Raw genomic sequence first — 26,482 nt, 5'->3', positions numbered from 1 at the left:
GGCATAGCATGAAAGAGATAGTTGAGATTATCGCGAAGTCCCTGGTAGACAATCCTTCCGCAGTTGTTATCAACGAGAAGGAAGAAGATAATGTAGTCATCTATGAGCTTCATGTTGCTACAGAGGACATGGGTAAAGTAATTGGCAAGCAGGGTCGCATTGCAAAAGCATTGCGTACCGTTGTCAAGGCTGCTGCTACTCGCGAGGATAAAAAAGTTAATGTAGAAATTATAAGCTGAGGCATCGGCTTAATATGCGGCAATGTGTGTCCAATTTAGGGGGATGCTTGCCGCAATTTCTATAATTGGAGGATTTTTTCACAATGGACAGTGTATTAGTAAAGTTCCCAATGACCATTAAGGCTAAGCTGACTGAAAAGCTGAGAGAAAAGATGCTGGAGGAATTCCGTACAGGCATCAATCAGGCCCAGCTTGAAATTCAGCAGATTAACATCCAGGAAAATCGTGCTGTTTCAGAGGTCGGTGAAGAAGACCAGGAGCAGCTGGCTATGATTCATCAGCATTTCGGTATCGAGCGCCAGAAGCGTGAGGATTTCATTGCTCAGACTGAGGCCCGTATCACTGATACTGAGAAGTTGGTTCTGGGTGCAGAAATCGTTCAGGGTACCACTGAGCGTTTTGTTGAACTGAAAAAAGGCGACAATGTTCGTGACCAGTTTAATGTGGAGGTTGTTGTTGAAGATGACGTTATCATCGCCATCCGCAGCTGATAATCGAATTGTCATTGGTAAAGCAGGAGCTCCTCACGGTATTCGTGGCGAGCTCCGTGTTATTCCATTGACAGATTTTCCAGAGCGGTTTGAAGAATTAAAACAGGTTTATGTAGGTGATGAGCTGCTGGATGTGGCTTCCGTGAAATATCACAAGCAGTTTGTTATCCTTAAATTTAAGCAGTATCCTTCCCGTGAGGAGGTGGCACAGCTTACCGGCTCCCTGCTCTATGTGGACAAGAAGGACGCCATGCCTCTTGAAGATGGGGAATATTACACCTTCGACATAATTGGTCTGGAGGTCTTTGACATGGATGGGGTATCCCAGGGCTTTGTTACCGATGTACTGAAGACTGGTGCCAACGATGTTTATGTGGCTTCCAAAAAAGGGGAGGCCAAGCAGCTGATGATTCCTGCCCTTAAGGCCGTAGTAAAGGAAATCAACATCAAAGAGGGCCGCATGGTTGTGGATATGCCGGAGGAAATCTGATGCGTATAGATATTCTTTCCCTGTTTCCAGCCATGTTTGAAGGTCCCTTTGGGGACAGCATTACAAGACGGGCAGTGGAGAATGGTATTCTTGATATAAAGATTACTAATCCCCGGGATTTTGCTGAAGGCAAGCACCAGCAGATGGATGATTCTCCCTTTGGCGGCGGCAGTGGTATGGTTATAAAGCCGGAGCCTATGTTTAAGGCAGTGCGCTATGTGAAGGAAACCACCAATTATGCCAACCGTCGGGTACTTTTAATGAGTCCTGAGGGCTCTGTGTTCAATCAGGCCAAGGCCAGAGAGCTGGCCCAGTATGACCAGCTTATTTTTATTTGTGGTCATTATGAGGGCTTTGATGCCCGTATAAGTGAGAATCTGGCTGATGAAATCATTTCCATAGGGGATTTTGTCCTTACCGGCGGTGAGCTGCCGGCAATGATTATTACAGATGCGGTGTCCCGTATGCTGCCAGGAGTGCTGGGGTCCGAGGAATCGGCACCAACGGATTCTTTTTATAATGGACTGCTGGAGCATCCACAGTATACCCGTCCAAGGGAATTTGAAGGTATGGCAGTACCAGATGTATTATTGTCCGGGGATCATGCCAAAATTGCCAAGTGGCGTCGTGAGAAGTCCTTGGAGATCACCCTGCGTAACCGTCCTGATTTGCTGGAAACAGCGGAGCTTACCGATGAGGACATTAAGTATCTCAATAAGTTAAGAGAGCAAAATATACAGAAATAGCAGTTACCGTTTTATGGCGGCAACTGCTATTTTTGTTTTTGTATGAAAAAATGTGTCAAAAACATCAAATTCCTTGAAAATGATAGCTTTTTTCACTTGACAAACAAAATGAGAAAGGGTATCATTGTCTATGCTAATGATAGTAATTATCGTTTTAATATTTTATGACGAGGATGTCATAAAGCCCTAAAACGATGAATAGAGTTATGGGGAGGTTTTTAAATGACTCTTAAGGAATGTAAAACAGGCATGTCCGTCAGAGTGGAGAATATTGGTGATTCACTGCTGAAGGAACGCCTTATGACCATGGGACTTATTCCAGGTACTACTGTGAAGGTGCTTCGCTCCGCACCGTTGGGAGATCCAATGGCAATTGGTATTCGTTCTTATAACTTGGCGATGCGCCGTGAAGATGCAGACAAGATTGAAGTTACACAGGTGGGATGATAATGGCAACAATGGCAATGGATAATAACATCATAAGGGTAGCACTTACTGGTAATCCAAATACTGGTAAATCTACTATTTTTAATGAAATAACTGGGGCTAGACAGAAGATTGGTAACTGGCCTGGTGTTACAGTAGACAAGAAGGAAGGCCATGTAACCTTCGAGGGCAAGCACATTCAGGTAATTGATTTGCCTGGTACATACAGCGTAAATGCAAGAAGTCCTGAGGAAAAAATCGTAATTGATTATTTGCAGGAAGCTCAGCTGGATTTGGTAGTGGACGTTATTGATTCATCCAACATCGAAAGAAATCTGTTCCTTACAGTTCAGCTGTTGGAAAAGGGCATTCCACTTATGCTTGACTTGAATATGCAGGACGAGGCAAAGCGTCGTGGCATTAAGATTGATGTCAAGAAGCTGGAAAAGAAGCTGGGTTATCCGGTGTTGCTTACTGTGGCGCGGGATGGTAAGAGCATAAAGAATCTCCTTAACGTATTTACCTCCGTTTCCATGGAAAGCTATGGTCCTAGTGAAGAGCTTCAGGCCCATATTGCCAAGATTCAGGAAATCGAGAACAGCGGTCTTACTGGTATGGACCTTCAGGAGGCAATCATCAAGCAGCGTTATGCATTTATCGATGAGATCCTGTCTGAAGTGGCTGAGTTCTCCAGTGTGGGTTCCACCCTTACAGAGAAGATGGATTCCGTTCTGGCCAATGGCGTTTTGGCATTGCCATTATTCTTGGCTATTCTCTATGCTGTTTTCCAGATTACCTTCGAGTGGATTGGTCAGCCGATTGCTGATGCTTTGGAGGAGGTTATTACCGGCGACTTTACCGAATGGGTAGCTGGTGCTCTGGAAGGGGCCCAGGTTGCCGATTGGATGCAGGCACTTATTCTTGATGGTATTATTGGCGGTGTTGGTTCCGTTATTATTTTCGTTCCTCTTATTTTCATGCTGTTCTTCTGCTTGAGCTTCCTGGATGGTACTGGTTACATGGCTCGTGTAGCATTTATCATGGACCCTATTATGCGTCGGGCTGGCCTCAGTGGTAAGAGCGTAATGCCATTGATGATGGGCTTTGGCTGTGGTGTTCCTTCCATCATGGGCGCCCGTGCATTGGATAATGAAAAGGACCGCATTCTGTCCATTTTGGCAGCGCCTTTCCTGACTTGTGGAGCAAAGCTGCCTATCATGGCTCTCTTCGCTGCTATGTTCTTCCCGGATAATGCCGCTAATGTGGTATTTGCTATGTATATCGTGGGCGTAGTTATGGCAATTGTTTCTACTAAGCTGTTAACTGCGGCCAAATATAAGGATGAAACAGCTACCTTCCTGTTGGAGTTACCTCCATACAGAATGCCGGATATGAAGACCGTTCTTCTGGAAACCTGGGATAAGGGTAAAGGTTATCTGGTAAAAGCTGGTACTATTATCTTTGTTGGTTGCGTACTCATTTGGTTCTTGGGTGCATTTAATATGGATGGTATGGTAGAGGAGCAGAGTGAGTCCTTCCTGGCTTCCATCGGTGCAGTTGTTGGTGCCCTCTTTACCTTCCATGGCTTTGGCAACTGGGAAGCTGGCGCAGCCGTTATTTCCGGTATCCTTGCCAAGGAATCCGTTGTTTCTACCATTGGTGTTCTTTATGGCCTCCCAGATATTTCTGCTGAGGCTGAGGATGCTGTGGAGACTGCTGAGGCCCTTAGTGCTACTGGTATGGCAGCGGCCTTCACCAGTCTGTCTGCTTTAGCCTTTATGGTATTCTCCCAGATCTATACTCCATGTGTAACTGCATTGGGTACCATTAAGAAGGAAACCAACAGCTGGAAGATGATGTTCTTCGCCGCTGGTTATATGTTTGCTTTGGCTTGGGTAGTATCTCTGATAGTATACCAGGGAGGAAAGTTGTTGGGCTTTGAATAAAGGAGGCTCCTAATATGGCAACTTACGTAATTGGTTTAATACTTTTGGTATTACTTGGTTTTGCCGTCCGTCATGTCTGGAATAATTTCCGTTCCGGAAAGCATGATTGCTGCGGCTCAGATTGTGGCTGCGGTTGTGGCAGCAACTGTATTAGCAGAAAATAATAAAGCAAAAAACTGGAGAAGAATTGTACTGATGTGCAATTAGTTCTCCAGTTTTTTTATTGACATATATTGGAAAAAAATATAAAATGATTGCGTTGAAATGAATAGGTTTTTCGGTGCTGACGGATCAGTGGAGTTCACCACATGTACCGGGAAATGTCAATAAGCCGACCGTCTGGGCAAGGATTTGTCCGGACGGTCTTTTCTTTTGTTCGGCAAGTCCTTTGTTGTAATGCAGAAAGGACTGTTGTGTATGCGAAATCGTTGGCTTATTGCCTTGGCTGCTATTGGGATTCACATTTCCATTGGCAGTGTGTATGCTTGGAGTGTTTTGACCAAGCCTATTATGGCCGAGATGGGAATAACCCTAAAGGAAACCACCTGGACCTTTTCTCTGGCCATTCTCTTTCTTGGCTTGTCTGCGGGATTTTTGGGCAGCTTTGTGGAAAAGCTGGGTCCCAAGAAAAGCGGCCTTTTGGCCACTCTGTTTTTTGGCACTGGGATGCTGGGTACAGCCTTTGCCATTGAAGCAGGCAGTCTTGCCATGCTGTATCTGTTTTATGGTATTATCGGTGGTATAGGCCTGGGGATTGGCTATATTACACCGGTATCTACATTGGTAAAGTATTTCCCTAACCATCGGGGCTTTGCCACAGGTCTTGCTATTATGGGCTTTGGCTTTGCAGCATTGGTGGCGGGTCCTGTTATGCAGTATCTTACAGGAGAGTTTGGTTTAAGAAACAATTTCCTGATATTGGGTGCGGTATATATTGTGATTATGAGTATGTCCGCCCTTTATTTAAAGCCACCAGTAACGAGCAGTGTTGCTGAGGCGGCAGAGCACACCCATCAGGGGGCTACAGCTAACGAGGCGGTAAAGACATGGCAGTTCTCCGCTCTTTGGTGGATTTTCTTCGTAAATATTACCTGCGGTATTGGCCTTCTTTCCGTGGCTTCCCCAATGGCCCAGGAGGTAGTGGGCATGGATGCGGCAGCAGCTGCTTCCATGGTAGGTATCATCGGTCTCTTAAACGGTGCGGGAAGAATTATATGGTCCACCGTTTCTGATTACATTGGCAGAGGCATGACATACATTATGTTTTTCCTGATTGAAATCGCCGCCTTTTATCATTTGGCCAATACTGTGGATGCCATGATATTCCAGCTTCTTATTTTGCTTATTATTAGTTGTTATGGTGGTGGCTTCTCCTGTATGCCAGCCTATCTTTCCGATTTATTTGGCACCAGAGAGCTTAGTGCCATCCACGGCAGAATTCTCACCGCCTGGGGGCTGGCAGGTATTGCAGGCCCATCTATTATCGCGGTGTTTAGGGAAAACACCAGCGGCTATGATTATACGCTGTATTTCTTTGCGGGCTGCTTTGTGATTAACTTCCTTATTGCACTTGTGCTGAAGACCTACGGCCGCCGCAAGAGAGTCCATGCACTTGTGGAATCACACTGATTTTCCTTATGTACATATTATTTTAGAAATACGGGTCCTGTCATGGGATAGGGCATTCATTTGCTTCGCAGTGTCACATCAATTTATTTATTGGCGTTCATTAGTATGGACGGGCTTCGCAGCCGTCTGCCACTTCATATCGTCTCAAATAAATTTTTGGGTGATGTGTCATTTTAGCTCAGCATGCTTCATGTCCTTATCCCATGCCACCCGCAATATAATACTGGAAAAATCGTTTAAAAAAAGGAATCATGGTACAGAATGTGGAAGTATTTTATATCCAACTTTTTATAACACTATGCTAAATATTTGCAAAGCATTATTACTAATGGACTATGGGCTGCTTCGGTAGCCCTTTTTGTTTTGACTCTGATTTGGTCTCCCTATTTTATGCTACTTATCAGGATATATGCATTTTAAATATAATAATGCAATATGCTTATATTGCGTGGAATTATTTTGTAATATATGATATTATATTAATACAATTAAGGTTGCAGGACTAAATACTTGTTTAAGGAGAATGGGTATGGGGGCTGTTGATGAGCGGAGGAAAAGGTTATACGATAAAGCTTGCAAAGAGGTTTTATCGGAGAAGGGGATTATAGGACATATTTTAAAGACCTGCGTAAAGGAATATCAAAATGTTTCTGTTGAGGATATAGTGAATAAATATATTCAAGGTAATCCTGAGGTGGAAAAGACTACTGTATTTACTAAATCGCATTATGAGAAAATCAAAAAGGTTTATTCAATATGGGTTTGTACTAATTCCAGCAAAGAATGGGAATATAATATTGCTCGGTATGGTATAATGGAAGAAAATATTATTGGTAATGCAAAAGCAAAGCTAGCTCATTATGATCTGCTGTCGGTGGTGATGATTTGCCTTGGGAAAAGACAATATACTGAGCTGGAAGGGCTTTTGAGGTTGTTAAGCCTTGTATTAGTTGATAATAACCTTAGTCAACAGGAAAAGAAAAATAGGTTGATTAATGAGTTCGCTATAAAAATGACACCTAGTCTTGAAAGGGGTGTAAAGGAAATGTGTAATTTGAGTGAAGGCGTTGAACAGCGTGGAATAGAAAAAGGAATTGAATTGGAAAAATCTGAAACTGTAATTGGTATGTTCAAAGAAAATCTATCTGTTGAAATGATAGCCCGTGTAACAAAACTCACTGTTGAGCAGGTTATTGAGATTGGAAAGAAGAATGCTTTGATATAATGTTACATTATATAGCTGCACTTATAGCTAACTAGAAAGTAGAAAAGCACTGGTATATTGCCAGTGCTTTTGTTTGTTTTGCTTTATTTTTCTTCAATATATGGTTCCAGACATACGGAAACGATTCTTTGGATATGCTCTGGGGCCTTGTGATAGGCATCAAGGAGCTTTTTGTCAGATTTATTATCAGGGTTAGGATCCTCAGGGGCCGGGGAGATGATATCAATGGCCATTGGCTTTTGCTTTTGGGATTTTCCGGACATATAATCCATATCCACCTTGAAAAACTTGGCAAAAATATCCAAAATCTCAAGAGTAGGCTCCCGTTGCCCGCTTTCATACATGGAAATAGTGCTTTGACTTATTTGGGATAACTCGGAAAATTCCTTCTGGGTCAAGTCCTTGGCCAGCCGTAATTCCTTTAATCTATGTGCAAAATCTGTACTCATAATCGCCACATCCTCTGTGCTCATTTGTTGATATTATTATAACGCCATTGTTCAAATTTTTCCTCTATATGAAAGAAAAATTCAGACTGTTGTAAAACAGGTTTTAAAAACGGCATTACCATATTTTTATATTTATTGATGGGCTGCTTCGACAGCTCTTTTTATTCTGTTATTTGTTATTGTATTAAAATGAAATATAAAATAAAATAATAAAATATACTCAAATTTTATAGAAAAATTAGTAAATATATGATAATATATTAATATAATTAATTTTAAATAATACAATTATTACAGAAGGTTAATTAAGGAGAATGGGCATGGTTAATGCTGATAAACGACGAAAAATGCTATATGATAAGGCCTGCAAGGAGGTTTTATCAGAAAAGGGAATTATAGGTCATATCTTAAAAACCTGCGTAAGGGAATATGAAAATGTTCCTGTTGAGGATATAGTAAATAAGTATATTCAAGGCAATCCCGAAGTGGAAAAGACTCCTGTCCTGCCTGATGGTGATATTTATCGCATAGAAAGTCGGCATACCGAGGATATAACTGAGGGGGAAGGTGCAGTATTCTTTGATGTGAGGTTCACTGCATTGGCACCAGGTACAGAGGAACCTATTGAGCTGATAATTAATATTGAAGCTCAAAATAAGTTTAATCCTGGTTATCCTCTTTTGAAGCGGGGAATATATTATTGCAGCCGCATGATTTCCGGCCAGTACGGTACAGTATTCACTAAATCCCATTATGAAAAAATCAAGAAGGTCTATTCCATTTGGGTTTGTACTAATTCAAGTAAAGAATGGGAATATAATATTGCCAGGTATGGTATAATAGAAGAAAATATTATTGGTAAGGCGAAAGCAAAAGCTTCTCATTATGATTTGTTGTCAGTGGTAATGATTTGCCTTGGACAAAAGCAATATACCGAGCTGGAAGGTCTTTTGAGACTATTAAACCTTGTCCTTGTAGATAATAACCTTAATCGGCAGGAAAAGAAAAACAAATTGGCAGAGGAGTTTTCCATAAAAATGACACCGAGACTGGAAAGGGGTGTACAGGAAATGTGTAATTTGAGCGAAGGCGTTGAACAACGTGGAATTGAAAAGGGAATGGCTCTCGGAATAGAAAAAGGTATAGAACAAGGTATAGAACAAGGTCTGGCTCTTGGACTCGCTGAGGGGAGAGAACAGATGGCCACTGATATGCTTATGGATAATAAACCAATGGAAGAAATCCTAAAGTATTCACGCTTACCCCTTGAGCGTATTCAGGAATTGGCTGAGCAAATAAGGAAAAAATGACATTACCATATTTTTATATTTATTGATAGGCTGCTTCGGCAGCTCTTTTTTTTGTTTTTAATGTATCTATTTAAAAACATAGATTTCCTTTGTATTATAATAAAATTGTTATGAAAAAGGTCAAAAGGTCTAAAAAACGCACACTTTTTGAAAAAACCGTACACTTTTTGATTTGGTATTGTTTTTTTTAAATTTTCATGCTAAATATTAAGGCAAAAGGGAAAACGTGTTTTATGGCACAACAGATAAGCATGGAGGATGTAAAAATGGAAACAAGGAAGTATAGTAGTCCACTGGGGGGGGACATCAGCCTCAATAAAGATACTAAGGGCAGGGGCTGGAAAGGTTTAAAGGGGCAGATGGCTCTGGCACTTGCTGTATCGCTGTGGATGGCGACCGGCGGGGTGGCATGGGCGGATGAACATGAAACTGTAAGTGCGGACAAAACAGTCAACACAAACGAATCCGAGAAGAACTATTCACTTGACGGTAATAGCGGCGCAGACAAGGGAGAGGGTATAACATTCACCGTGGAAAGCGGCGGCAAGGTTAAAACCATCAAAGGCAATGATGTATATGTAACGTCCAGCGGCAACACTGTCACCGTTAAATCAGGCGGCGAGGTCAACGCCGGTAGTACAGGCAGCGATGCCATCATCGGTGGCATCTCCAACAACGAAGTGACCGTGGAAGGCACGGTGACGGGCCGCGTTTACGGCGGCCAGAATACCGGCGGCGTGTCCACGAACAACCATGTGGTGGTCACGGGCACGGTTAGCGGCGCCGTCATTGGTGGCGACGGTGCTACTGCTACAAATAATACAGTGGAGGTTATTGGCGGCCATGTGGGTGGCGTTTGGGGAGGAGATGGTGATAACACTACGAACAACAACACCGTAATCCTGAAAAACGCCACGGTGGACGGGAACGTATATGGTGGTTTCAAAGAGCTTGACGTCACGGGCAATACGCTTATCGTATCAGGGATAAACACGGTGGGAGGTTATGTTGAAAGGCTCAAGACCATAAAGCTGGCTTCGGATTTGGCGTGGGATAGTACAAATGCGGTGCTTACGGCTGCTAGATATTACAAGGGCAGCCTTGAATCCTCAATTGCCATTGATATCTCCGAGGCTTCGGCGCTGAAAAACCGTACGGAAAGCGGTACCATGACGCTGATAAAATCGAATGGAAGTTTGGCGAATTTCTCGCTGTCGGGCACTGCCATCACGACTGGCGGCGTGACGGTGCAAAGCACGGCCAAGAGCAGTGAGGCAAACGGTGTAACCATCGGCTATAACAATACCCATACCGTCAACTATGACGCTACCAATAAGGCCATCAACTATACAGTTGCCAACATGGTAACAGGCGTTACTTTGGGCACTATGACCTTTGGCACCCCGCGGGCCTTGACAGCAGGAGACTTTGACTTTACTGGTGTTACCAATGCCAATATAAATACCACCAATTTTAAATTCAATAATCCTGAGTCGGCAACGGGCACTACCACACTGCTTACCAATGCCACGAATCTGGTGGCGGGGACGAATATTGCCCATACACAGAATTTCACTAAAGCGGTTAATGGGGCAACCTTGTCGGCCACCCTTTCCGGCAAAGTAATCCGCACCACGGCGGGGCAGATTGGCTATACCGCTATCGGCACCGCCCTCACTGGGGTAAATCTCGCTGGCTGGAATGGCACGGCTTCCTCTGTTCCTGCTGGCTGGACATCGGGCCTTACCGCCAACTCCATCACGGCGGCGGGCTTTACTGCACCGACTATTGATGCAGGAACATCAACCAATATTTTTACAACTGATACGGGTAGCTTCTTTAAAGATAACCAGATTACCGGGGCAATGAAATACGCAGAGCAAGCTGCCAGCTCCGACACGGTGAATGGCGTTACCCTGACCGGTGCCGAGTCCAAGGGTGTAAAGGCTTCCGATGATGGCAAAAGCCTTATCTATGCCCGGAGCAATTTCAATGTCAACAGCATTTCCCTTGGGAATATGACCTGGGGCACCGCCCGCACTGCCAGTGGAACGGGCTACGATTATACCAACGCTGTTATTGATGCCTCCAGTCTGTCCTTTACCAATCCTGAAAGCATTACCCCTGGCACCACCACCCTGCTTACCGCCAATAATACCCTTGCAGATGTAGCCGAAACTACCAAAAATGTTTCCTACGGCTTTAGCCCTGTGGATGGGGTAACTGTCAATGGAAGAATCAACGGCAGCTATAAGACGGAATCCAATGCTATTACATATACTGCTACAGCCAATAATGCCACAAAGCTGACCTTCGGCAACGTGGCATGGAAGGATACTGGCGCACTTATGACCCGTCCGTCAAACATCACCTTCAATGGTGCAGCTGTGGATACTTCCAACATTAACTTTACGAATATCAAGGAGCTGGAAGCCAACAAGACCATGACTTTGGTATCTAACTTTGGCGACACCGTGGGAACCATTACTGGTACCAAGTACAAGGTGGGCTCCACCTTGCAGGGGGAAGGCAAGGCTTCACTTGAGGGAAGCAATCTTATTTTCACCACGGATACCAGAGCGGAGAAGATGACCGTTCAGGAGCAGACCCATAACACCGTTATGGGGGCTGAAGTTGGTATGGCAGCCCTGTCAGCTGGTAATGATTTCGTTGGTGCTGCCACGGAAGGGCTGGCTATGGCAGGAAATACCGGTACTGACGGCATGGCCACCTACGCCAATATGGGTGGCGGCTCCATGAATGTGGAAACCGGTTCCCATGTTAAGACCCATACTTGGAATGCTATTTTGGCTCTTGGCCATAAGAATGAAAAGAAGCTGTCCACCACGGAATATGGTGCCTTCTTTGAATACGGTACTGGAAACTATTCCACCTTTAACGGTGATGAACGGGGCGACGGCTCCACCCGCTATACTGGTGGCGGTATCCTTGGCAAATGGCAGAAGAATAACGGCTTTTATGTAGAGGGGAGTCTACGGGCCGGTTCTATCCATGATGATGCCAACAATGTGCTTCGTGATGCAAATGGTAATCCATACAGCTATACCACCGATGCCACCTATTGGGGAGCCCATATTGGTGTAGGCCGTGAAATCAAGCTGAATAAGACAGATATTCTTGACCTTTACGCCAAGTATTTCTATAACCATAGGGGCAGTGTGTCCTTTGATGCCGGTGGCCATTACGATTTGGGAGCAGTGGAATCCAGCGTACTTCGTGTAGGAACCAGATACACTGTGAAGCAGAATGATAATATTAATTATTATGGTGGATTGGCTGTAGAGCATGAATTCTGCGGCAGGGCTTCAGGCTTTGCTGATGGTGTGGCCATCCGTGGTGCAGATATAAGCGGCACCAGTGTCCGTGGAGAAATCGGCGCCAAGTTTAAGCCGGATGAAAAGAGCAATGTAACTCTTGATCTGAACCTCAGCGGTTTTGCCGGTAAGAAACAGGGCCTCACCGGGGGACTTTCTGCAGTATTCCATTTTTAAGAAAATATAGAAATTGAAAAAGCACTGATATAGTGGGCTGGTAATAGCTTAAATATCAGTGCTTTGGTATATGGCCAAATCAGAAATGGCAGCTTCCTGTTTTTCAATGTGCTCCAAGGAGGCGGGTATGTCCTCCTCCTTTAAAAGGGCGTAGAGCATGCGGTAGTGGTGACGAAGGTCATGGCGCAGTATGCGGGTGGTATTGATATCTTTTTTTATAAGGGCCGCCTCATGCTTCAGGGAATTCAGCCGTAGGGTCAGCAGGTCGTTGGCTTCCTCTTTTTGTATGTTGTCATGGAGTTCCTTGTGGAATATGAGGAAGACGATTAGCAGCTGGCTTAAGGTGAGGGCAATGGCAATAATTAACATGGCAGTTTATCCTCCCAGTATATGGTGATACGGGCCCAACCGTTTTCGCAGTTGAAGTCAGCGTATCCGTCGTATTTATTCAGAAATGTTTTTAGGGACAACATACCGATACCATGGCCGGAGTGGCTGGCTTTTGGCAGTCCGTCCTCTCCAAGCTTTAAATTGCCATGGAAGGTATTGGCAATTTCCAGTACACATTGGGAATCAGTATGCTGTAATATAAGGGTAATCTCACGCAGCCCCTGTTCCTTAATGCAGGCCAATAGTGCATTTTCCAGCAGGTTGGCCAGAAGCACCGATAAATCATTTTCATCGGTTTTCATGTTGCGGGGGAGATTGACCTTGGGCGTTATTTTTATCCCCGCATTTTTGGCACGGTTCAAATATATGGAAATGGCCGCATTGACTATGGCATTATCGGTATAGGACATGATAGCTCCCACAGAGAGCTTTTCCTCCTGCTGCTCGATATATGCCTTGGCTTCCTCAAGGTTTCCGTCATTAATGAGCTGACGCAGCTGCTCGTAGGTTTCAAGGAGGCTGCTTAGCTGTTTTTGTACATGATTTTTGTTGTCTGCAGCCAAAAGACGGGCTTCTTCCAGATAAAGCAGTTCCTGCTTCATAATACTCTTGTTATGCTGGAGGCGCTTTCGCTGGTAGATTTGTTTGGCTGTACCCATTATGTAATGATATGTAAACACGAAAGCAACCGGCAACAGAAGTCTGGCCAGCCGTTCCTCCCAGGTATGCCACATGATTTCGTCACTTATCATGGCCACATAGCCCACAGTCATGATAAAGGGGAGGATGGAAATATATAGTCGGATCAGAGGCCGGGTAAAGTGGGCAAAGGTATGCAGCAGATCGGTGAATAATTTTCGGGACAGGGGCAAAAGGATTAGATAGGTGATGAGGTCAATGGCGGCCTCGGCCTGCAAAACTACCCTTTCGGTGCAATGGATAAAAAACAGGGCAATGATAATACAGCTGATACTGTGGGTGATAAAGTTCCACAGAAAGGACATACTGACAATAAATGTATGTGACAGCCGTTGCCGGGGCAAGGCATTCATCAGAAAAAATTGGTAGGGAATCCAGCCTATGAGCAAAACTGCCTTGTAAGTGGCCACCACAATATTGGTATAGGAAAAAAGCAGGGTATAAAAACCGACACATATTATGCCAAGGCCGGCAATCTTTTGCCAGAGCTTGCGTTGCTGTGGGGGAGTCAGCTGGTCACGGAAGGCATAGTAGCGCAGATAAAATGCAGCGATTTGGATAAGGGTAATTTGCAGTGCAAATAATACCACCAGCCAGTCCATACAGTTGCCTCCCTTCAATAAATCTTATCTTACATTATACACATATGGTATTATACATAGTACAATATTTTCGAAAAGTTTTTACAAAAGAAAGGACCTAAGCTATGAGAATTGCTATAGCGGATGATTTGGAGACTGACCTTCATGTGGCAGCCTCCAAGGTGCGGCAATATATAGAAACTTCATATCCTGAGGTGATGAAAAACCTTGAGCTGGATACCTTTCATTGCGCTGAGGAATTGCTGGAAAATTTTGCTCCGGGTAAATACGACCTTCTTATTTTGGATATATTTATGACAGATATGACTGGCATGGAGGCAGCGGAGGCCATTCGCCTTCAGAATGAGAATGTTCCGATTGTATTTTTGACCACATCCCAGGATTTTTTACTGGAGGGGTATCGGGTGTTTGCAGCGGGGTATTTGTTGAAACCCTTGTCAGAGCATTTGGATGAGTTTTCCCATACCATGGATCATATCATGCCGGCATTGGTGGAGTCAGACCGATGTCTTTTTGCCACTGTTAATGGAGAGAAGGTGGAGATTCCCCTTAAAAATATTGTGTATGTGGATATAAACGACAAACATAAATTGACGGTCCATTTATCTGATGCGGTTTGTGAAACTACCATGAGTTATAGCCAGTGTCAGGAATTGCTTATGGAGCAGAAGAATTTTTTGGAGTGTCATCATCGGATTATTATCAACATGGATTATATAAAGCGTATGGATGCCGATGAATTTATAATGAAGGACGGTTCCAGAATTCCTATAAGTCACCGGCGAAAGAAAGAGGCCAAGATTATTTATATGAGATATTTGGTGCATCGTTGAAGGAAATATATATCATTCAAAGGCAGGGATAATATGCTGTATGGCATTTGTTCCTGCCTTATTTCAATGGTATAAAACATTTTGACAAATAGCTTAAATAAGGTAATATATAAAGTAGGGGATTTGTACGTAATTTTATTTTACATGATGGTGATGATATGAAACATGATGTAGGACAATTTGATGGGGAAAATACTGATGATGCCAGTGAAATAATAGAACGATTAACTTTTTTGAATACCAAGGATGGTCTCCAGCAATGTATGGACGATAAGGACTTTTATCTGGATATTGTCAGCACCTTTGTGGAGGACAATGTTTTGGATGATATGCAGACCTGTTATTTGGGAAATGACTGGGGTGGATATCGTGTTAAGGTTCATGCACTGAAAAGCTCCTCTGCTTATATTGGTGCTGAAGAGCTGCGGGCAAAAGCGAAGCGCATGGAGGATGCGGCCAAACAGGAGGATGTGGAGTATATCAACATGAACCATCATCATCTGGTGGCTATGTATGAGGATTTACTGAGAAACATCACTGCAGTTTTGCCAAAGCGCATAAATTTGGAGGCCAGCTCCCAGATAAAGCAGTTTACGATTTTTGTGGTGGATGACAGCCGCCTTAATCGTCAGGTGGTGGTTGAGGTTCTTTCAAATACATATAATATTGAGGAGGCAGCCTCCGGTCAGGAATTTTTTCAGCAGCTGGAGGAAGGGATTCTGCCTGATCTGGTGCTTTTGGATGTGCATATGCCTCGTGAAAATGGGCACGATATTATCGGAAAGCTGAAGGCAGATGAAAGGTATGTTCATATTCCCGTGGTGTTTATGACCCATGATAACGATTTGTCCACGGAGCTGCAGGGCTTTAAGGAAGGGGCAGTAGATTTTATAACCAAGCCTCTTAATCCGGCACTGCTGATGGCGAGAATAAACAGAATTTTGGATTTGTATTATTTGCAGTCAAAGCTCCAGGAGGAAATTCAGATCAGAACCCAGGCCATTCTGGACAAAACCCAGCAAATGACCATTATGTTTGATGAAATTATTCAGGCCCTGGCCAATACCATTGATGCCAAGGATAAGTATACCAAGGGCCATTCTGACAGGGTTTCAAAATATAGCGTAATGATTGGAAAACAGCTTGGCTATACGGAGATGCAGCTGCTGCGTTTAAAATATGCGGCCCTCCTTCATGATATCGGCAAGATAGGTATTCCGGATGGGATTATCAATAAAACAGCTCCTTTGACGGATGAGGAATTTGAGACGGTAAAGACTCATCCTGTTATTGGCGGCGATATATTAAAGACGATAACCTCGGTGAAGGATATTTATGATGGTGCCATGTATCACCATGAACATTATGATGGCAGTGGGTATCCAGAGGGATTGTACGGCAAGGGGATTCCAGAAATAGCCAGAATCATCAATGTGGCTGATTCCTATGATGCCATGACCTCACGCCGTTCATACAGGGGGATGCTTACACAGGAAGAGGTCAGAAGTGAGCTGGAAAAGGGACTTGGATCTCAATTTGACCCTATAATAGGCAGTATTATGCTGCAAATAATTGATGATGACTTTGGATTTACGCTACATGAATAGAAGGGAGATCTTTTCATGAAGAAAATATTAGTTGTAGATGATAATGTGGTTAATCTAAAATTTGTGGACAAAATGCTCAAGTCAAACGAGGAATATAAGTCTGTGCTGGTTCCAAGTGGCAGCAAGGCACTTCAGTTTTTGTCGAAAAATGTTCCAGATCTGATTTTGTTGGATATTCTCATGCCAGAAATGGATGGTTATCAGGTGCTTGAGGAAATCAGAAAAATGCCGAAACTGGCAGATGTCCCGGTGTTGTTTTTGACAGCTGAAGAGGATGAGGGCCTGCAGGAGAGAATAAAGACAGTGGGAGCACAGGGCTTTTTGCTGAAGCCGTTTAAGCAGGATGCTTTGCTTAAACTGGTAGGTCAGTATTTGGCATAGGAGGTAACGTGATGCAGGATAATGAGGCGACCTTGAAATCGCTGCAGATTGAGCTGAAACGTGCCAATCGTGAGATAAAGCGTCTTCAAAGAGAAAATAACATCCTTGCGGCACTGGCGGAGCAGGCCAATAAGTTCCGTGAATACAGCGAACACTCCAAGGGCCAGCAGGTTTTTTATAATGCCATGCTGCTTCAGAATTCACCGAATATATCTATAATGTTGGATATGGACTTGAATACAGTTATGGCCACGGAGCCATTCTTTGAGCGTTCCAGCTATTCTTTTGAACAGGTTAATGATGGCGTGTATATTTATGACCTGTTTGAGGGGCTTATGGACAACATTGGTCGTCGCCATATTGAGGAGATGTGCAAGGAAACCAGGGACGAGGGCAAAAATATCCAGTATATGGACCGCATGGAGGTCCATGGTATGGAGGAAAATTTTGACATTTATGTAAGACCGGCTATTAACCAGGATAAGGAAATAGCAGGTGTTATGCTGATTATGGTGGATATTACCGATATTATTAGGGCCAAAGAAAGAGCAGAAAGTGCCGACAGGGCCAAGTCCAGCTTCCTTGCCAATATGTCCCATGAAATCCGGACTCCAATGAATGCCATAAATGGTATGTCGGAGTTTATTATACGTGATACTACGGATTCCTTTGCCAGAGAAAATGCATTGCTGATAAAGAGTGCATCAGCTTCACTGTTGGCCATTATCAACGATATTTTGGATTTTTCCAAGATAGAAGCGGGCAAAATGGATATTATCAATACCCCATATCAGATGTCTTCCATCATTAATGATGTTATGACCATGATTAGTATTCGTCTTAAGGATAAAGATGTGGAGCTGATTATGGATATTGACGAAAATATCCCTTATAGCCTGATAGGTGATGAAATCCGTATCAAACAGGTTATGGTAAATCTCCTGAATAATGCAGTTAAGTTTACCCATAACGGATACATCAAGATGAAGATGTGGTTTGAAAAAATGCCGGAGGGAAATGCCGTTAAGATTTTTTCATGTGTGGAGGATACTGGCTGTGGTATTAAGCCAACGGATCTGGTAAAGCTGTTTTCCAGCTTTGAACAGGTGGATACAAAGAGAAACCGCTCAGTGGAGGGCACAGGGTTGGGATTGGCCATCAGTAAGCGCCTTTGCCGCTCCATGGGAGGAGATATTACTGTAGACAGTATTTACGGCAAGGGCAGTATATTTACATGGACTGTGGTCAATAAGGTGGATGACTGGAAACCAATGGGCAAGCTGAACAAGGATGATAGTCTGTTCCAGCGCAAGCTCTTTAAATATACCTTTACGGCCGAGGAGGCTACTGCTCTGATTGTGGATGACAACAGAGTAAATCTGAAGGTGGCTGAGGGGATGCTGGCACCATACAAGGTTAAAACAACTTGTGTGGAAAGCGGTGCTGAGGCCTTGAACCTGTTGACCAATGAGAAATTTGATATCGTGTTTATGGACCACATGATGCCGGTTATGGATGGTGTGGAATGTATGTATAAGATACGTGAGATTCCGGGGTGTCAGTATACGGTAGTAATAGCTCTTACGGCTAATGCCATCAGCGGTATGAAGGAGCAGTATTGTGAATACGGCTTCCAGGGCTTTTTGGCCAAGCCTATTGAGGCCAAGGAGCTTGACGAGTGCTTAAAGCAGTTCTTGCCGGAGGAGAAGATAAATAAGCTGGAAAAGCCATTTACTTCCCAGACGGATACTATTGATCAGGATATATTAAAGCAGGTGTATACTGATGGCCGAAAGAAGATGAAGCTGTTGGGCAGCCTCATTGAAAATGAGGATTATGCTAACTATATTATCGAGGTTCACGCACTTAAGACAGTGGCGGCCATAATCAATCAAAAGGAGCTGTCCCAGATGGCCAGGGAGCATGAAATGGCCGGCAAGGACGGTAACTATGACTTTATACGCCGAAACTTTGATAAGCTTATGGCAAAGTATGCATCAGTTATAGCCTATCTGGGTGATTATTTTGCTGATGATATTTATGATAAAAAGGAAGAAGAAAATTTAGTAGAAATTTCTCAGCAGGAGATGGACCGTATTATAGATAGTATGGAATCGGCCATTGGAGACTTCGATCTGGATATTTTCGAGGAGCTGAGAACCAAGCTGTCCAAGTTCAAGGTAAGCAACGAGCAGCGTGAGCTTTTGAACAAGATGAAGGATGCAGGAAATGATTTTGATTATGATGCTTTGGAGGAGCTGATTAATCAATGGAGTAAAACGTAATTTTAGAGGTGAATGGAATGCGGTCATTAGCCGTTTTTACAAAAAATATGGATGACCTGGATTTGGGTGTGGCGGAGCTTAAGGAGAAGCTGAAGGCTTTTAAGCTTGGCAGAAACTCCTTGGGAGTGGTGTTTGCCCACGCAGAAACAGATTTTGAGGAATTAGGAGAAAAGCTGAGGGAAGAATTCAACTTTCCTATTATGGGTTGTAGTGCCATGTCACTGTTTTCAGAGCAGCAGGGATATGCAAAGGAGGGTATTTCCTTACACGTTTTCACTGCTGATGATTGCGGCTTTGCCGCCGGTATGACGGCAGAATTGACAGAGGACAACTATAAGGCGGAGATAAAAAGGACTTTTAATAAGCTAAAAAATGATTTGGGAGGATGGAGACCAAAGGTAATTATTACCTACGCAGTAAAAAATCCAAAGATACCCGGTGATGAGTTTGTTAATGTCCTTGATGATGCCAGCGGTGGAATACCTGTTTTTGGAGGCTTCTGCTCTGACAATTTTGTGTTCAGTGAATGCAGTGTAATGCTTAACTCCCAGCAAAGTCGGTCTGGAATGGTTATGGTCCTTATTGGGGGTGATACCAAGCCAGTGCTCAAGGGCGAGTTTTCCGTGGAAACTGTGGCCGATTTTGATGAGACTGTGACGGAAGCCAGGGGAAATGTGGTATACAAGCTGGGCAGCAAAACCATGGTGGAGGCCTTGCAGGCTGCGGGCTTTGACCTTGATGTGAAAAATCTGGTAATGCAGTTTGTAGGTTCCCCGTTCTTAGTGTCTTATACCACACCGGAGGGGGATGAAATACAGGTAATCCGCAATCTGGATAGTATTGATATGGAAACAGGGGCGGGAGTCTTTTTGGGCAATGTGCCTAAGGGGGCCCATATACAGCTGGCCATGTTCTCCCGTAAGGATGTGGCTCATTCCGTGGCCAAGGCTATTCAGTCTGCCATTGTGGATGTGGCTAACGAGCACAAATACGAGTACACATCAGCCATTATTACTTCCTGTGTTTCAAGGCTTATGACCTTTACAAATGATGATATGGTGGATGAGACCAAGGGATACTCTGCGGTTGTACCTCGTAATATCAGATTCTCGGGAATGTACTCCTATGGCGAATTTTGTCCTATAATTTCCAAAGCAACCGGCAATGTCCATAATTGCTTCCATAATACAACCTTTTGCTTTATTGTTTTGTAATTAATATATAGAGTGCGAAAAGCACCGATTTTTATGATTTGAAATGAAATGTTTGGGGGCATAATAATGGATTTTAGACAGTTGGAGTATTTTTGTGCCATCAGCAAACTGGAAAACTTCACGAGAACTGCTGAGTATTTGCATGTTTCCCAGCCATCGGTAACAAAGGCCATTAAGGCACTGGAAAGCGAGCTGAAGCTGACCCTTATTGACCGCCGACAAAAGCATGTTACCCTGACTAAGGAGGGAAAGGCCTTTTTGCTTCATGCAGAAAAGATTATGAAGGATGTGGAGGACACTAAAAATGATATGGCCCGTTTTCAGCAGGAAAAGCTGGGTACGGTTCATTTCGGTATTCCTCCTATGGTGGAAGCCTATCTTTTTCCAGATCTTTTCACCAGCTTCAAGGATATGTATCCAGATATGAGCCTGGATGTGAAGGAGTACAGTGATTCCACCGAGGTTTTGCAGAAGGCAGACAAGGGGGAGCTGGATTTTGGAATTATCTTTACAGATAAATTGAGTGACAGCGACCATGAAATGCTGATTCAGACAGATAATTTAAGCTTGTGTGTCAGCCCGGAATTGGAGCTGGCAAATAAAAATCATATTGAATTTGATGACCTTCGCAATGAACAGTTCATTATGCAGCAGTCCAATACATATCAGTATCAGCATGTATATGAGCGTTGTGTTGAGCGTGGATTTGTGCCAAATATTTTGCTTTGTACTACCCAGCTGAAGACCATAAAGCAGTTGGTGGCCAACAGACTTGGGATTTCTGTACTTCCAGATTTCGTTACCCGGGAGGAAACTAAATTCGTCCGTCGTCAGCTAACTCCGCCTCTTATGGTTCATATTTGCCTGTATTGGGGCAAGGATAAGGAGCTTAACGATAGGGATGAGAGATTTTTGAATTTCATGAAGCAATATATAGCTTCTGATGAATTTATTAAGAACTTCCAGCCAGTAAAAAAAGACCAGCTGGAAGGCTGATTAATTGGAGGGATGTTCTATGAAATTTTTGAAATCTGTCATGCTGATAGTATTATCTTTGATGCTGTTGAGCATGGCCGGTTGTGGCAGTAATAATGTCACTCAGCAGAGCAGTAATGGTAATGAAATCGTTATTAATGATGATTCAGGCAGGAAGGTAGTGCTTCCCGGTACTCCAAAGCGCATCGTGGTACTGTCAGCGTCATTTTTGGAGCCATTACATCTGGTGGGCGGAAATATCGTAGGGCGTCCAACCTCACAGGTTGCTCCGGATTTTGCCAAGGATATTGAAGTAGTTGGAAAGTCAATCCAGATTGATGTGGAAAAGGTTCTGTCCTTAAATCCCGATTTGGTGGTTATTCATCAGGGAGTAAATGAAAAGCTCATAAAAGTATTGGAGGATAATGGTATTCCGTCTATTGTGCTGAAATCCAAGACCTATGAGGATGTAAAGCGTGAGCTGGAAATCTTCGGACAGGTAACCGGGGAAAAGGAAAAGGCGGCAGAGGCTATTTCCAAAATGAACAAGGAAATCACCGCAATTAAGGAAAAACTCCCTAAGGAGGAAAAGCGGGTGGCAGTGCTCTTTAGTTCCTCTCAGAATCTTAATATTCAGCTTAGCGGCAGCATTGCCGGGTCTGTGGTTAAGGATTTTGGCTGGAAAAATGTGGCAGAGGGACTTACCCCAATGGAAAAGAATCCAGATGCTACCCCATACAGCATGGAGACCATGGTTGAGCAGAATCCGGAGATTCTCTTTGTGGTTACCATGGGCAATGCCAAATCCCAGGAGGATAATCTCCTGGGGGAAATGAAGAAGAATCCGGCTTGGAATGCTATTAATGCGGTACAGAACAACAAGGTATATTTCCTTCCACAGGATTTGTTTTTGCTGAGTCCTGGGCTGAAATACCCTGACTGCTATAGGGAAATGGCCAAGAAGGTATATCCTGATTTGTTTTAAAGGAGCATAAAAATTGAGCGATAATAAAAGCAGTGTTAAGTGGCGAATATCTATTTTGGCGATATTCGCCATTTTGGCCGCCGTAGGCTTTTTACTAAGCATAATGATGGGGTCTGTGTCCATTCCGGCTCAGGAGGTGCTGGATTCCCTTATGGGAAATGCCACGGGTACCCATGAAAAAATATTAAATAGCATCCGTCTGCCAAGGACTGTGGTGGGTGCTCTGGTGGGCATGAATCTTGCATTGTCTGGTGCCATACTTCAGGCGGTTATGAAGAATCCGTTGGCAGATCCACATATTATAGGTATTTCCTCTGGTGCTGGTATTGCGGGTATTATGGTGATGCTGATTTTCCCCGGCTATGAGATGTTCGTCACTCCCGTAGCCTTTGTGGGGGCTATGCTGGCTGCAGTGTGCATTTATATTTTAGCCTGGAAAAATGGCATACGGCCTGTACGCATTATTTTGGCCGGTGTGGCCGTGTCCGCATTTTTAGGTGCGGGCATTTCCGGCATGATGATTTTTAACAGTGATAAGATTCATAATGCCCTTATGTGGATGGTGGGAGGACTTTCTGCCAGAAGCTGGCCCCATGTGGCTATGATTTGGCCCTATTCTCTGGGGGGCGGTATTCTTGCCCTGCTGGCATCCCGTCACATCAATATTTTGCAGCTGGGTGATGAAGTAGCTAAGGGCCTTGGAGTAAGAGTTGAGCTTACCCGTATTGTCCTTACAGCTATTGCGGCTTTGCTGGCTGCCAGTGCGGTGTCTGTGGTAGGACTTTTGGGATTCGTGGGACTTATTGTGCCCCATGCTGCCCGCCTTATAGTGGGTTCTGATTATCGTTTCTTGTTGCCTGCTTCAGCCCTTTTGGGTATTGGTGTGGTGACGATTTGTGATACGGTGGCTCGGGTGGCCTTTGCTCCTGTGGAACTGCCAGTGGGTATTTTAATGGCGGCATTTGGAGCTCCATTCTTCTTGTTCTTGTTAAGGAGGGAGCTGTAATGTCAATTGAAGCAAAAGATCTGTCTGTTACCATAAATGACAAGGTTATTTTGGAAGGAATCAATGCCACCATACCAAATGGAAAAATAACTTCAGTAATCGGTCCTAATGGAGCAGGGAAATCAACCCTATTAAAAGCAGTGGCTGGCATTAACAGCAATTACGGTGGACAGGTTATTATAGACGGCATTGATTTAAAGAAAATCAAGCGGAAGGAGCTGGCCAGAAAATTGGCAGTGCTTCCCCAGGGGATGCAGGCTCCTCCAGATGTAACCGTGGAGCAGTTGGTGGATTACGGAAGGTTTCCTTATCGGAGCTGGTTTAAAAAGAGCAACCAGATTGAGGATGAGGAAGCGGTGGAATGGGCTATGTCTGAAACCAATGTGTCCCATTTAAGACATCGCCAGGTTATGTCGCTATCTGGTGGTGAACGACAGCGGGCATGGATAGCTATGGCTCTGGCCCAGAAACCGGAAATTCTCATTTTGGATGAGCCAACCACTTATCTGGATATTGCCCACCAGCTGGAGGTTATGGAAATCGTCAAGCGCCTCAACGAGAACTGGGGCATTACGGTGGTGATGGTGCTCCATGAGCTGAATCAGGCGGTGAAGTATTCAGATTATCTGGTGGTGGTAAAGGACAAGGGCATCTACACCGCAGGAGCCCCGGACAAGGTGATGAATGAAACCTTCTTAAAGGAGGTCTTCGGCGTCCGTGCTGAAGTTTTCTCCAATGAGAGGGGAGAGCAGATACTGACCCCTGTGGAAGTGCTTAGATAGGGCGTTATCCACCTAAGTAGTCCACCATAGTTTAAACTTGTAAAATCCCTTTTATTATGGTAGTATATATGCTATGTGGGCACAATGAGGTCAATAATGGGCACGGCCCAATAAAGAATATATTAGGAGGTCTTTTTAGACAATGGAAGTTAGTGTAAAAGATTTAGAGAACCAGCAGGTTGAATTGAACATTACTGTTCCAGCAGCAGAGCTGGACAAGGCATACGATGCAGCAGCAAAGAAAATTGCTAACCGCGTTAATATCCCTGGTTTCCGTAAGGGTAAGGCTCCAAAGAAGATTGTAGAGCGTCACGTAGGTAAAGAGTATGTTATGACAGATGCTTTTGAGATGGTTGCTCCAAAGGCTCTGAACGAGGCTCTCGCACAGGAGAAGATTGATATTGTTACCCGCCCTGATATCGATGTTGATACTTTAGAGCTTGGCAAGGATCTGGTATTCAAGGCTGTTGCCACCAAGAAGCCAGAGGTTGAGCTGGGCGAGTACAAGGGACTTAAGGTAGAGGTAGAGAAGGACGTAGTTGATGATGAGGCAGTTCAGCAGCAGCTGGTTCGTATGCTTGACCGTCAGGCTGATATGGTTGATGCTGAAGAAGGTGCAGCTGTTGAGAAGGACAACTTCATCACTTTGGACTTCAAGGGCTTTGTAGATGGTGAGGCTTTCGCTGGCGGCGAGGGCAAGGATTATCCTCTTCAGATTGGTTCCAACTCTTTCATTCCAGGCTTTGAGGATCAGCTCATTGGTGCCAAGGTTGGTGAGGAGAAGGAAGTCAATGTAACCTTCCCGGAGGATTATCATTCTGAGGAGCTCAAGGGCAAGCCAGCAGTATTTAAGTGCACTGTAAAGAGCATCAAGAAGAAGGTCCTCCCTGAGCTGAATGATGAGTTTGCAAAGAAGGCCAGCACCTTCCAGACTCTTGATGAGCTGAAGGCTGATCTGAAGAGCAATCTGGAGAAGAGCGCTGAGACCAAGGCTGAGTCCGAGAAGCGTGAAAAGGCTATCAACATGGCTGCTGATAATGCAAAGGTTGATATTCCAGAGGTTATGATTGAGAACCGCGTAAACGCTATGGTTCAGGAGATGGCTCTCCGTCTTGAGCAGCAGGGCCTGAAGCTGGAGCAGTACATGGCTTACGCTGGCACTGATATTAACAAGCTCCGTGAGAATTACAAGGAGACTGCTGCTTCCAATGTTAAGGTTGATTTGGTTCTTGAGGCCATTGCAAAGGCTGAGGGCATCAAGGTTGAGGCAGAGGATCTTGATAATGAGGTTGCTACTATGGCAGCTGCTTATGGCGCAACTGCACCACAGGTTAAGAAGATTATTGCTGAGCAGGGTCGTCTTGGCGATTTGGCAGCTACTGTTCTCAGAAGAAAGACTGCTAACTTCGTAATTGACAGCATTGCCAAATAAGATTTTTTGAAAAATATTTCATAAGTTAATTAATTCCCCCGCCCAGAGACTCATCTTTGGGCGGAGGATTAATTTTAATTTGGCATATTTTTAAAATCCTGCTATATTGATATTGTAGTAAAATTAAGATTGACATATTTGACATTTTGACTATATAGTATAATATGAGAATTGAACTTGGTTTTGTTATGATATTAATTTGAGGTGATTTTCAGTGAGTTATTTTGTACCTTACGTAGTGGAGCAGTCCGGTAATGGCGAGCGGTCCTACGATATATATTCCCGTTTGTTGAAGGATCGTATTATTATGCTGACTGGCGAGATAAATGATACTGTTGCCAGCTCTGTAGTGGCACAGCTCCTTTTCCTGGAGTCTGAGGATCCTGACAAGGATATTTATCTTTACATTAACAGCCCAGGCGGTGTGGTTACTGCTGGTATGGCTATTTATGATACTATGCAGTATATTAAGCCAGATGTTTCCACTATCTGTGTGGGTCAGGCTGCAAGCATGGGTTCCCTGCTTCTTACAGCAGGTGCCAAGGGAAAGCGTTTTGCCCTTCCAAATGCCCGTATTATGATTCATCAGCCATTGGGCGGAGCCCGTGGTCAGTCTACTGATATTCAGATTCAGGCCCAGGAAATGCAGCGTACCCGTGATATGATTAATAAGGTTTTGGCGGATCACACCGGCCAGGATTTGGATAAGATCAATACTGATACTGAGCGCGATAATTTTATGAGCGCTGAGGAGGCAGTGACATACGGTTTGGTTGATAAGGTTATTGTTCGTCCTGAGGAGAAATCTGACAAGGACGAGTAAGGAGG

At 44.1% G+C, this 26,482-nt stretch carries 25 protein-coding genes and 1 riboswitch; of the genes, 22 read left to right on the top strand and 3 right to left on the bottom strand.

The annotated features are described in order from the left end of the window. Window positions 1-8: 8 nt before the first annotated feature. The 9 genes from B6K08_RS10850 to B6K08_RS10810 all read left to right on the top strand — a co-directional run bounded on the left by B6K08_RS10850 (window position 9) and on the right by B6K08_RS10810 (window position 7,192). Entirely contained in the window at window positions 9-239 is a 231-nt protein-coding gene (locus tag B6K08_RS10850) for a KH domain-containing protein (protein WP_027396450.1), read from the top strand. An 83-nt stretch (window positions 240-322) separates the two neighbouring features. Further along, the gene (locus tag B6K08_RS10845) at window positions 323-730 is read left to right on the top strand and encodes a YlqD family protein (protein ID WP_027396451.1); all 408 of its coding nucleotides are present in this window, start codon (window positions 323-325) and stop codon (window positions 728-730) included. Next, window positions 702-1,220: a ribosome maturation factor RimM gene (rimM, locus tag B6K08_RS10840; RefSeq protein WP_039210872.1), complete on the top strand. Its 519-nt coding sequence runs from the start codon at window positions 702-704 to the stop codon at window positions 1,218-1,220. The genes B6K08_RS10845 and rimM overlap by 29 nt, the downstream gene beginning before the upstream one ends. Beyond that, window positions 1,220-1,966, top strand: coding sequence for a tRNA (guanosine(37)-N1)-methyltransferase TrmD (trmD, locus tag B6K08_RS10835; RefSeq protein WP_080326112.1), 747 nt, complete (start codon window positions 1,220-1,222; stop codon window positions 1,964-1,966). Before rimM ends, trmD begins: the two co-directional genes overlap by 1 nt. Window positions 1,967-2,188: 222 nt before the next feature. Continuing rightward, a complete protein-coding gene (locus B6K08_RS10830; protein ID WP_027396454.1) occupies window positions 2,189-2,413 on the top strand; it encodes a FeoA family protein in 225 nt (74 codons plus the stop codon). A gap of 2 nt (window positions 2,414-2,415) precedes the next feature. Beyond that, a complete protein-coding gene (gene feoB, locus B6K08_RS10825; protein ID WP_039210877.1) occupies window positions 2,416-4,338 on the top strand; it encodes a ferrous iron transport protein B in 1,923 nt (640 codons plus the stop codon). A gap of 14 nt (window positions 4,339-4,352) precedes the next feature. Beyond that, window positions 4,353-4,502 carry a FeoB-associated Cys-rich membrane protein gene (locus tag B6K08_RS10820; protein ID WP_072033503.1) on the top strand — a complete coding sequence of 50 codons (150 nt, stop codon included), beginning with the start codon at window positions 4,353-4,355 and terminating at the stop codon, window positions 4,500-4,502. Between the two features lie 105 nt (window positions 4,503-4,607). Beyond that, window positions 4,608-4,690: riboswitch (ZMP/ZTP riboswitch) on the top strand. Window positions 4,691-4,734: 44 nt separating this feature from the next. Continuing rightward, on the top strand, window positions 4,735-5,967 hold the full coding sequence (locus tag B6K08_RS10815; RefSeq protein WP_327078479.1) for an L-lactate MFS transporter: 1,233 nt from the start codon (window positions 4,735-4,737) through the stop codon (window positions 5,965-5,967). Between the two features lie 529 nt (window positions 5,968-6,496). Beyond that, window positions 6,497-7,192 (top strand): hypothetical protein, encoded by a 696-nt coding sequence (locus B6K08_RS10810; RefSeq protein ID WP_052212474.1) that lies wholly within the window; start codon window positions 6,497-6,499, stop codon window positions 7,190-7,192. A gap of 83 nt (window positions 7,193-7,275) precedes the next feature. Here the strand turns inward: B6K08_RS10810 and B6K08_RS10805 are convergent, their stop codons facing one another. Next, window positions 7,276-7,641: a helix-turn-helix domain-containing protein gene (locus B6K08_RS10805; RefSeq protein WP_052212478.1), complete on the bottom strand. Its 366-nt coding sequence runs from the start codon at window positions 7,639-7,641 to the stop codon at window positions 7,276-7,278. Window positions 7,642-7,961: 320 nt separating this feature from the next. Between B6K08_RS10805 and B6K08_RS10800 the strand changes: the two genes are divergently transcribed. Further along, window positions 7,962-8,951, top strand: coding sequence for a hypothetical protein (locus B6K08_RS10800; protein ID WP_080326109.1), 990 nt, complete (start codon window positions 7,962-7,964; stop codon window positions 8,949-8,951). 266 nt (window positions 8,952-9,217) lie between these two features. Then, window positions 9,218-12,463, top strand: a complete 3,246-nt coding sequence (locus tag B6K08_RS10795; RefSeq protein ID WP_039207845.1) for an autotransporter outer membrane beta-barrel domain-containing protein — start codon at window positions 9,218-9,220, stop codon at window positions 12,461-12,463. Window positions 12,464-12,511: 48 nt separating this feature from the next. Here B6K08_RS10795 and B6K08_RS10790 read toward each other — a convergent pair whose 3' ends face one another. Beyond that, window positions 12,512-12,832, bottom strand: coding sequence for a hypothetical protein (locus B6K08_RS10790; protein WP_039207842.1), 321 nt, complete (start codon window positions 12,830-12,832; stop codon window positions 12,512-12,514). Continuing rightward, window positions 12,826-14,154: a GHKL domain-containing protein gene (locus B6K08_RS10785; protein WP_039207839.1), complete on the bottom strand. Its 1,329-nt coding sequence runs from the start codon at window positions 14,152-14,154 to the stop codon at window positions 12,826-12,828. The genes B6K08_RS10790 and B6K08_RS10785 overlap by 7 nt, the downstream gene beginning before the upstream one ends. Before the next feature lie 104 nt (window positions 14,155-14,258). Between B6K08_RS10785 and B6K08_RS10780 the strand changes: the two genes are divergently transcribed. From B6K08_RS10780 to clpP, 11 genes are all read left to right on the top strand, one after another. Next, a complete protein-coding gene (locus tag B6K08_RS10780; RefSeq protein ID WP_039207835.1) occupies window positions 14,259-14,987 on the top strand; it encodes a LytR/AlgR family response regulator transcription factor in 729 nt (242 codons plus the stop codon). A gap of 158 nt (window positions 14,988-15,145) precedes the next feature. Further along, window positions 15,146-16,594, top strand: coding sequence for an HD domain-containing phosphohydrolase (locus B6K08_RS10775; protein WP_052212082.1), 1,449 nt, complete (start codon window positions 15,146-15,148; stop codon window positions 16,592-16,594). Between the two features lie 15 nt (window positions 16,595-16,609). After that, window positions 16,610-16,975: a response regulator gene (locus B6K08_RS10770; protein WP_039207851.1), complete on the top strand. Its 366-nt coding sequence runs from the start codon at window positions 16,610-16,612 to the stop codon at window positions 16,973-16,975. A gap of 11 nt (window positions 16,976-16,986) precedes the next feature. Further along, window positions 16,987-19,260 carry an ATP-binding protein gene (locus B6K08_RS10765; RefSeq protein ID WP_052212080.1) on the top strand — a complete coding sequence of 758 codons (2,274 nt, stop codon included), beginning with the start codon at window positions 16,987-16,989 and terminating at the stop codon, window positions 19,258-19,260. A 17-nt stretch (window positions 19,261-19,277) separates the two neighbouring features. Then, window positions 19,278-20,474, top strand: coding sequence for an FIST signal transduction protein (locus B6K08_RS10760; RefSeq protein ID WP_039207833.1), 1,197 nt, complete (start codon window positions 19,278-19,280; stop codon window positions 20,472-20,474). A 66-nt stretch (window positions 20,475-20,540) separates the two neighbouring features. After that, window positions 20,541-21,470, top strand: coding sequence for a LysR family transcriptional regulator (locus B6K08_RS10755; protein WP_039209147.1), 930 nt, complete (start codon window positions 20,541-20,543; stop codon window positions 21,468-21,470). A gap of 19 nt (window positions 21,471-21,489) precedes the next feature. Beyond that, window positions 21,490-22,434 (top strand): ABC transporter substrate-binding protein, encoded by a 945-nt coding sequence (locus B6K08_RS10750; RefSeq protein ID WP_052212241.1) that lies wholly within the window; start codon window positions 21,490-21,492, stop codon window positions 22,432-22,434. Between the two features lie 13 nt (window positions 22,435-22,447). Next, entirely contained in the window at window positions 22,448-23,440 is a 993-nt protein-coding gene (locus tag B6K08_RS10745) for a FecCD family ABC transporter permease (RefSeq protein ID WP_039209143.1), read from the top strand. After that, window positions 23,440-24,222, top strand: coding sequence for an ABC transporter ATP-binding protein (locus B6K08_RS10740; RefSeq protein ID WP_039209139.1), 783 nt, complete (start codon window positions 23,440-23,442; stop codon window positions 24,220-24,222). The genes B6K08_RS10745 and B6K08_RS10740 overlap by 1 nt, the downstream gene beginning before the upstream one ends. Window positions 24,223-24,364: 142 nt before the next feature. Further along, window positions 24,365-25,654, top strand: coding sequence for a trigger factor (tig, locus tag B6K08_RS10735; RefSeq protein ID WP_039209137.1), 1,290 nt, complete (start codon window positions 24,365-24,367; stop codon window positions 25,652-25,654). Window positions 25,655-25,868: 214 nt separating this feature from the next. Beyond that, a complete protein-coding gene (clpP, locus tag B6K08_RS10730; protein ID WP_039209135.1) occupies window positions 25,869-26,477 on the top strand; it encodes an ATP-dependent Clp endopeptidase proteolytic subunit ClpP in 609 nt (202 codons plus the stop codon). Window positions 26,478-26,482 lie beyond the last annotated feature (5 nt).

Origin of the sequence: Anaerovibrio lipolyticus DSM 3074, assembly GCF_900141865.1 — a bacterium.
Classification (GTDB): domain Bacteria; phylum Bacillota; class Negativicutes; order Selenomonadales; family Selenomonadaceae; genus Anaerovibrio; species Anaerovibrio lipolyticus.
This window is presented reverse-complemented; position numbering and strand designations above follow the sequence as displayed.

What these genes read in the sequence shown, in the direction of transcription:
- B6K08_RS10765 (WP_052212080.1), top strand. Translation starts at nt 16,987, where the DNA reads ATGCAGGATAATGAGGCGACCTTGAAATCGCTGCAGATTGAGCTGAAA.
- B6K08_RS10830 (WP_027396454.1), top strand. Translation starts at nt 2,189, where the DNA reads ATGACTCTTAAGGAATGTAAAACAGGCATGTCCGTCAGAGTGGAGAAT.
- B6K08_RS10800 (WP_080326109.1), top strand. Translation starts at nt 7,962, where the DNA reads ATGGTTAATGCTGATAAACGACGAAAAATGCTATATGATAAGGCCTGC.
- B6K08_RS10790 (WP_039207842.1), bottom strand. Translation starts at nt 12,832, where the DNA reads ATGTTAATTATTGCCATTGCCCTCACCTTAAGCCAGCTGCTAATCGTC.
- B6K08_RS10810 (WP_052212474.1), top strand. Translation starts at nt 6,497, where the DNA reads ATGGGGGCTGTTGATGAGCGGAGGAAAAGGTTATACGATAAAGCTTGC.
- B6K08_RS10775 (WP_052212082.1), top strand. Translation starts at nt 15,146, where the DNA reads ATGAAACATGATGTAGGACAATTTGATGGGGAAAATACTGATGATGCC.
- B6K08_RS10760 (WP_039207833.1), top strand. Translation starts at nt 19,278, where the DNA reads ATGCGGTCATTAGCCGTTTTTACAAAAAATATGGATGACCTGGATTTG.
- B6K08_RS10805 (WP_052212478.1), bottom strand. Translation starts at nt 7,641, where the DNA reads ATGAGTACAGATTTTGCACATAGATTAAAGGAATTACGGCTGGCCAAG.
- B6K08_RS10740 (WP_039209139.1), top strand. Translation starts at nt 23,440, where the DNA reads ATGTCAATTGAAGCAAAAGATCTGTCTGTTACCATAAATGACAAGGTT.
- feoB (WP_039210877.1), top strand. Translation starts at nt 2,416, where the DNA reads ATGGCAACAATGGCAATGGATAATAACATCATAAGGGTAGCACTTACT.
- B6K08_RS10755 (WP_039209147.1), top strand. Translation starts at nt 20,541, where the DNA reads ATGGATTTTAGACAGTTGGAGTATTTTTGTGCCATCAGCAAACTGGAA.
- B6K08_RS10785 (WP_039207839.1), bottom strand. Translation starts at nt 14,154, where the DNA reads ATGGACTGGCTGGTGGTATTATTTGCACTGCAAATTACCCTTATCCAA.
- B6K08_RS10820 (WP_072033503.1), top strand. Translation starts at nt 4,353, where the DNA reads ATGGCAACTTACGTAATTGGTTTAATACTTTTGGTATTACTTGGTTTT.
- B6K08_RS10770 (WP_039207851.1), top strand. Translation starts at nt 16,610, where the DNA reads ATGAAGAAAATATTAGTTGTAGATGATAATGTGGTTAATCTAAAATTT.
- B6K08_RS10815 (WP_327078479.1), top strand. Translation starts at nt 4,735, where the DNA reads ATGCAGAAAGGACTGTTGTGTATGCGAAATCGTTGGCTTATTGCCTTG.
- tig (WP_039209137.1), top strand. Translation starts at nt 24,365, where the DNA reads ATGGAAGTTAGTGTAAAAGATTTAGAGAACCAGCAGGTTGAATTGAAC.
- B6K08_RS10850 (WP_027396450.1), top strand. Translation starts at nt 9, where the DNA reads ATGAAAGAGATAGTTGAGATTATCGCGAAGTCCCTGGTAGACAATCCT.
- B6K08_RS10780 (WP_039207835.1), top strand. Translation starts at nt 14,259, where the DNA reads ATGAGAATTGCTATAGCGGATGATTTGGAGACTGACCTTCATGTGGCA.
- rimM (WP_039210872.1), top strand. Translation starts at nt 702, where the DNA reads ATGACGTTATCATCGCCATCCGCAGCTGATAATCGAATTGTCATTGGT.
- B6K08_RS10845 (WP_027396451.1), top strand. Translation starts at nt 323, where the DNA reads ATGGACAGTGTATTAGTAAAGTTCCCAATGACCATTAAGGCTAAGCTG.
- B6K08_RS10750 (WP_052212241.1), top strand. Translation starts at nt 21,490, where the DNA reads ATGAAATTTTTGAAATCTGTCATGCTGATAGTATTATCTTTGATGCTG.
- B6K08_RS10795 (WP_039207845.1), top strand. Translation starts at nt 9,218, where the DNA reads ATGGAAACAAGGAAGTATAGTAGTCCACTGGGGGGGGACATCAGCCTC.
- trmD (WP_080326112.1), top strand. Translation starts at nt 1,220, where the DNA reads ATGCGTATAGATATTCTTTCCCTGTTTCCAGCCATGTTTGAAGGTCCC.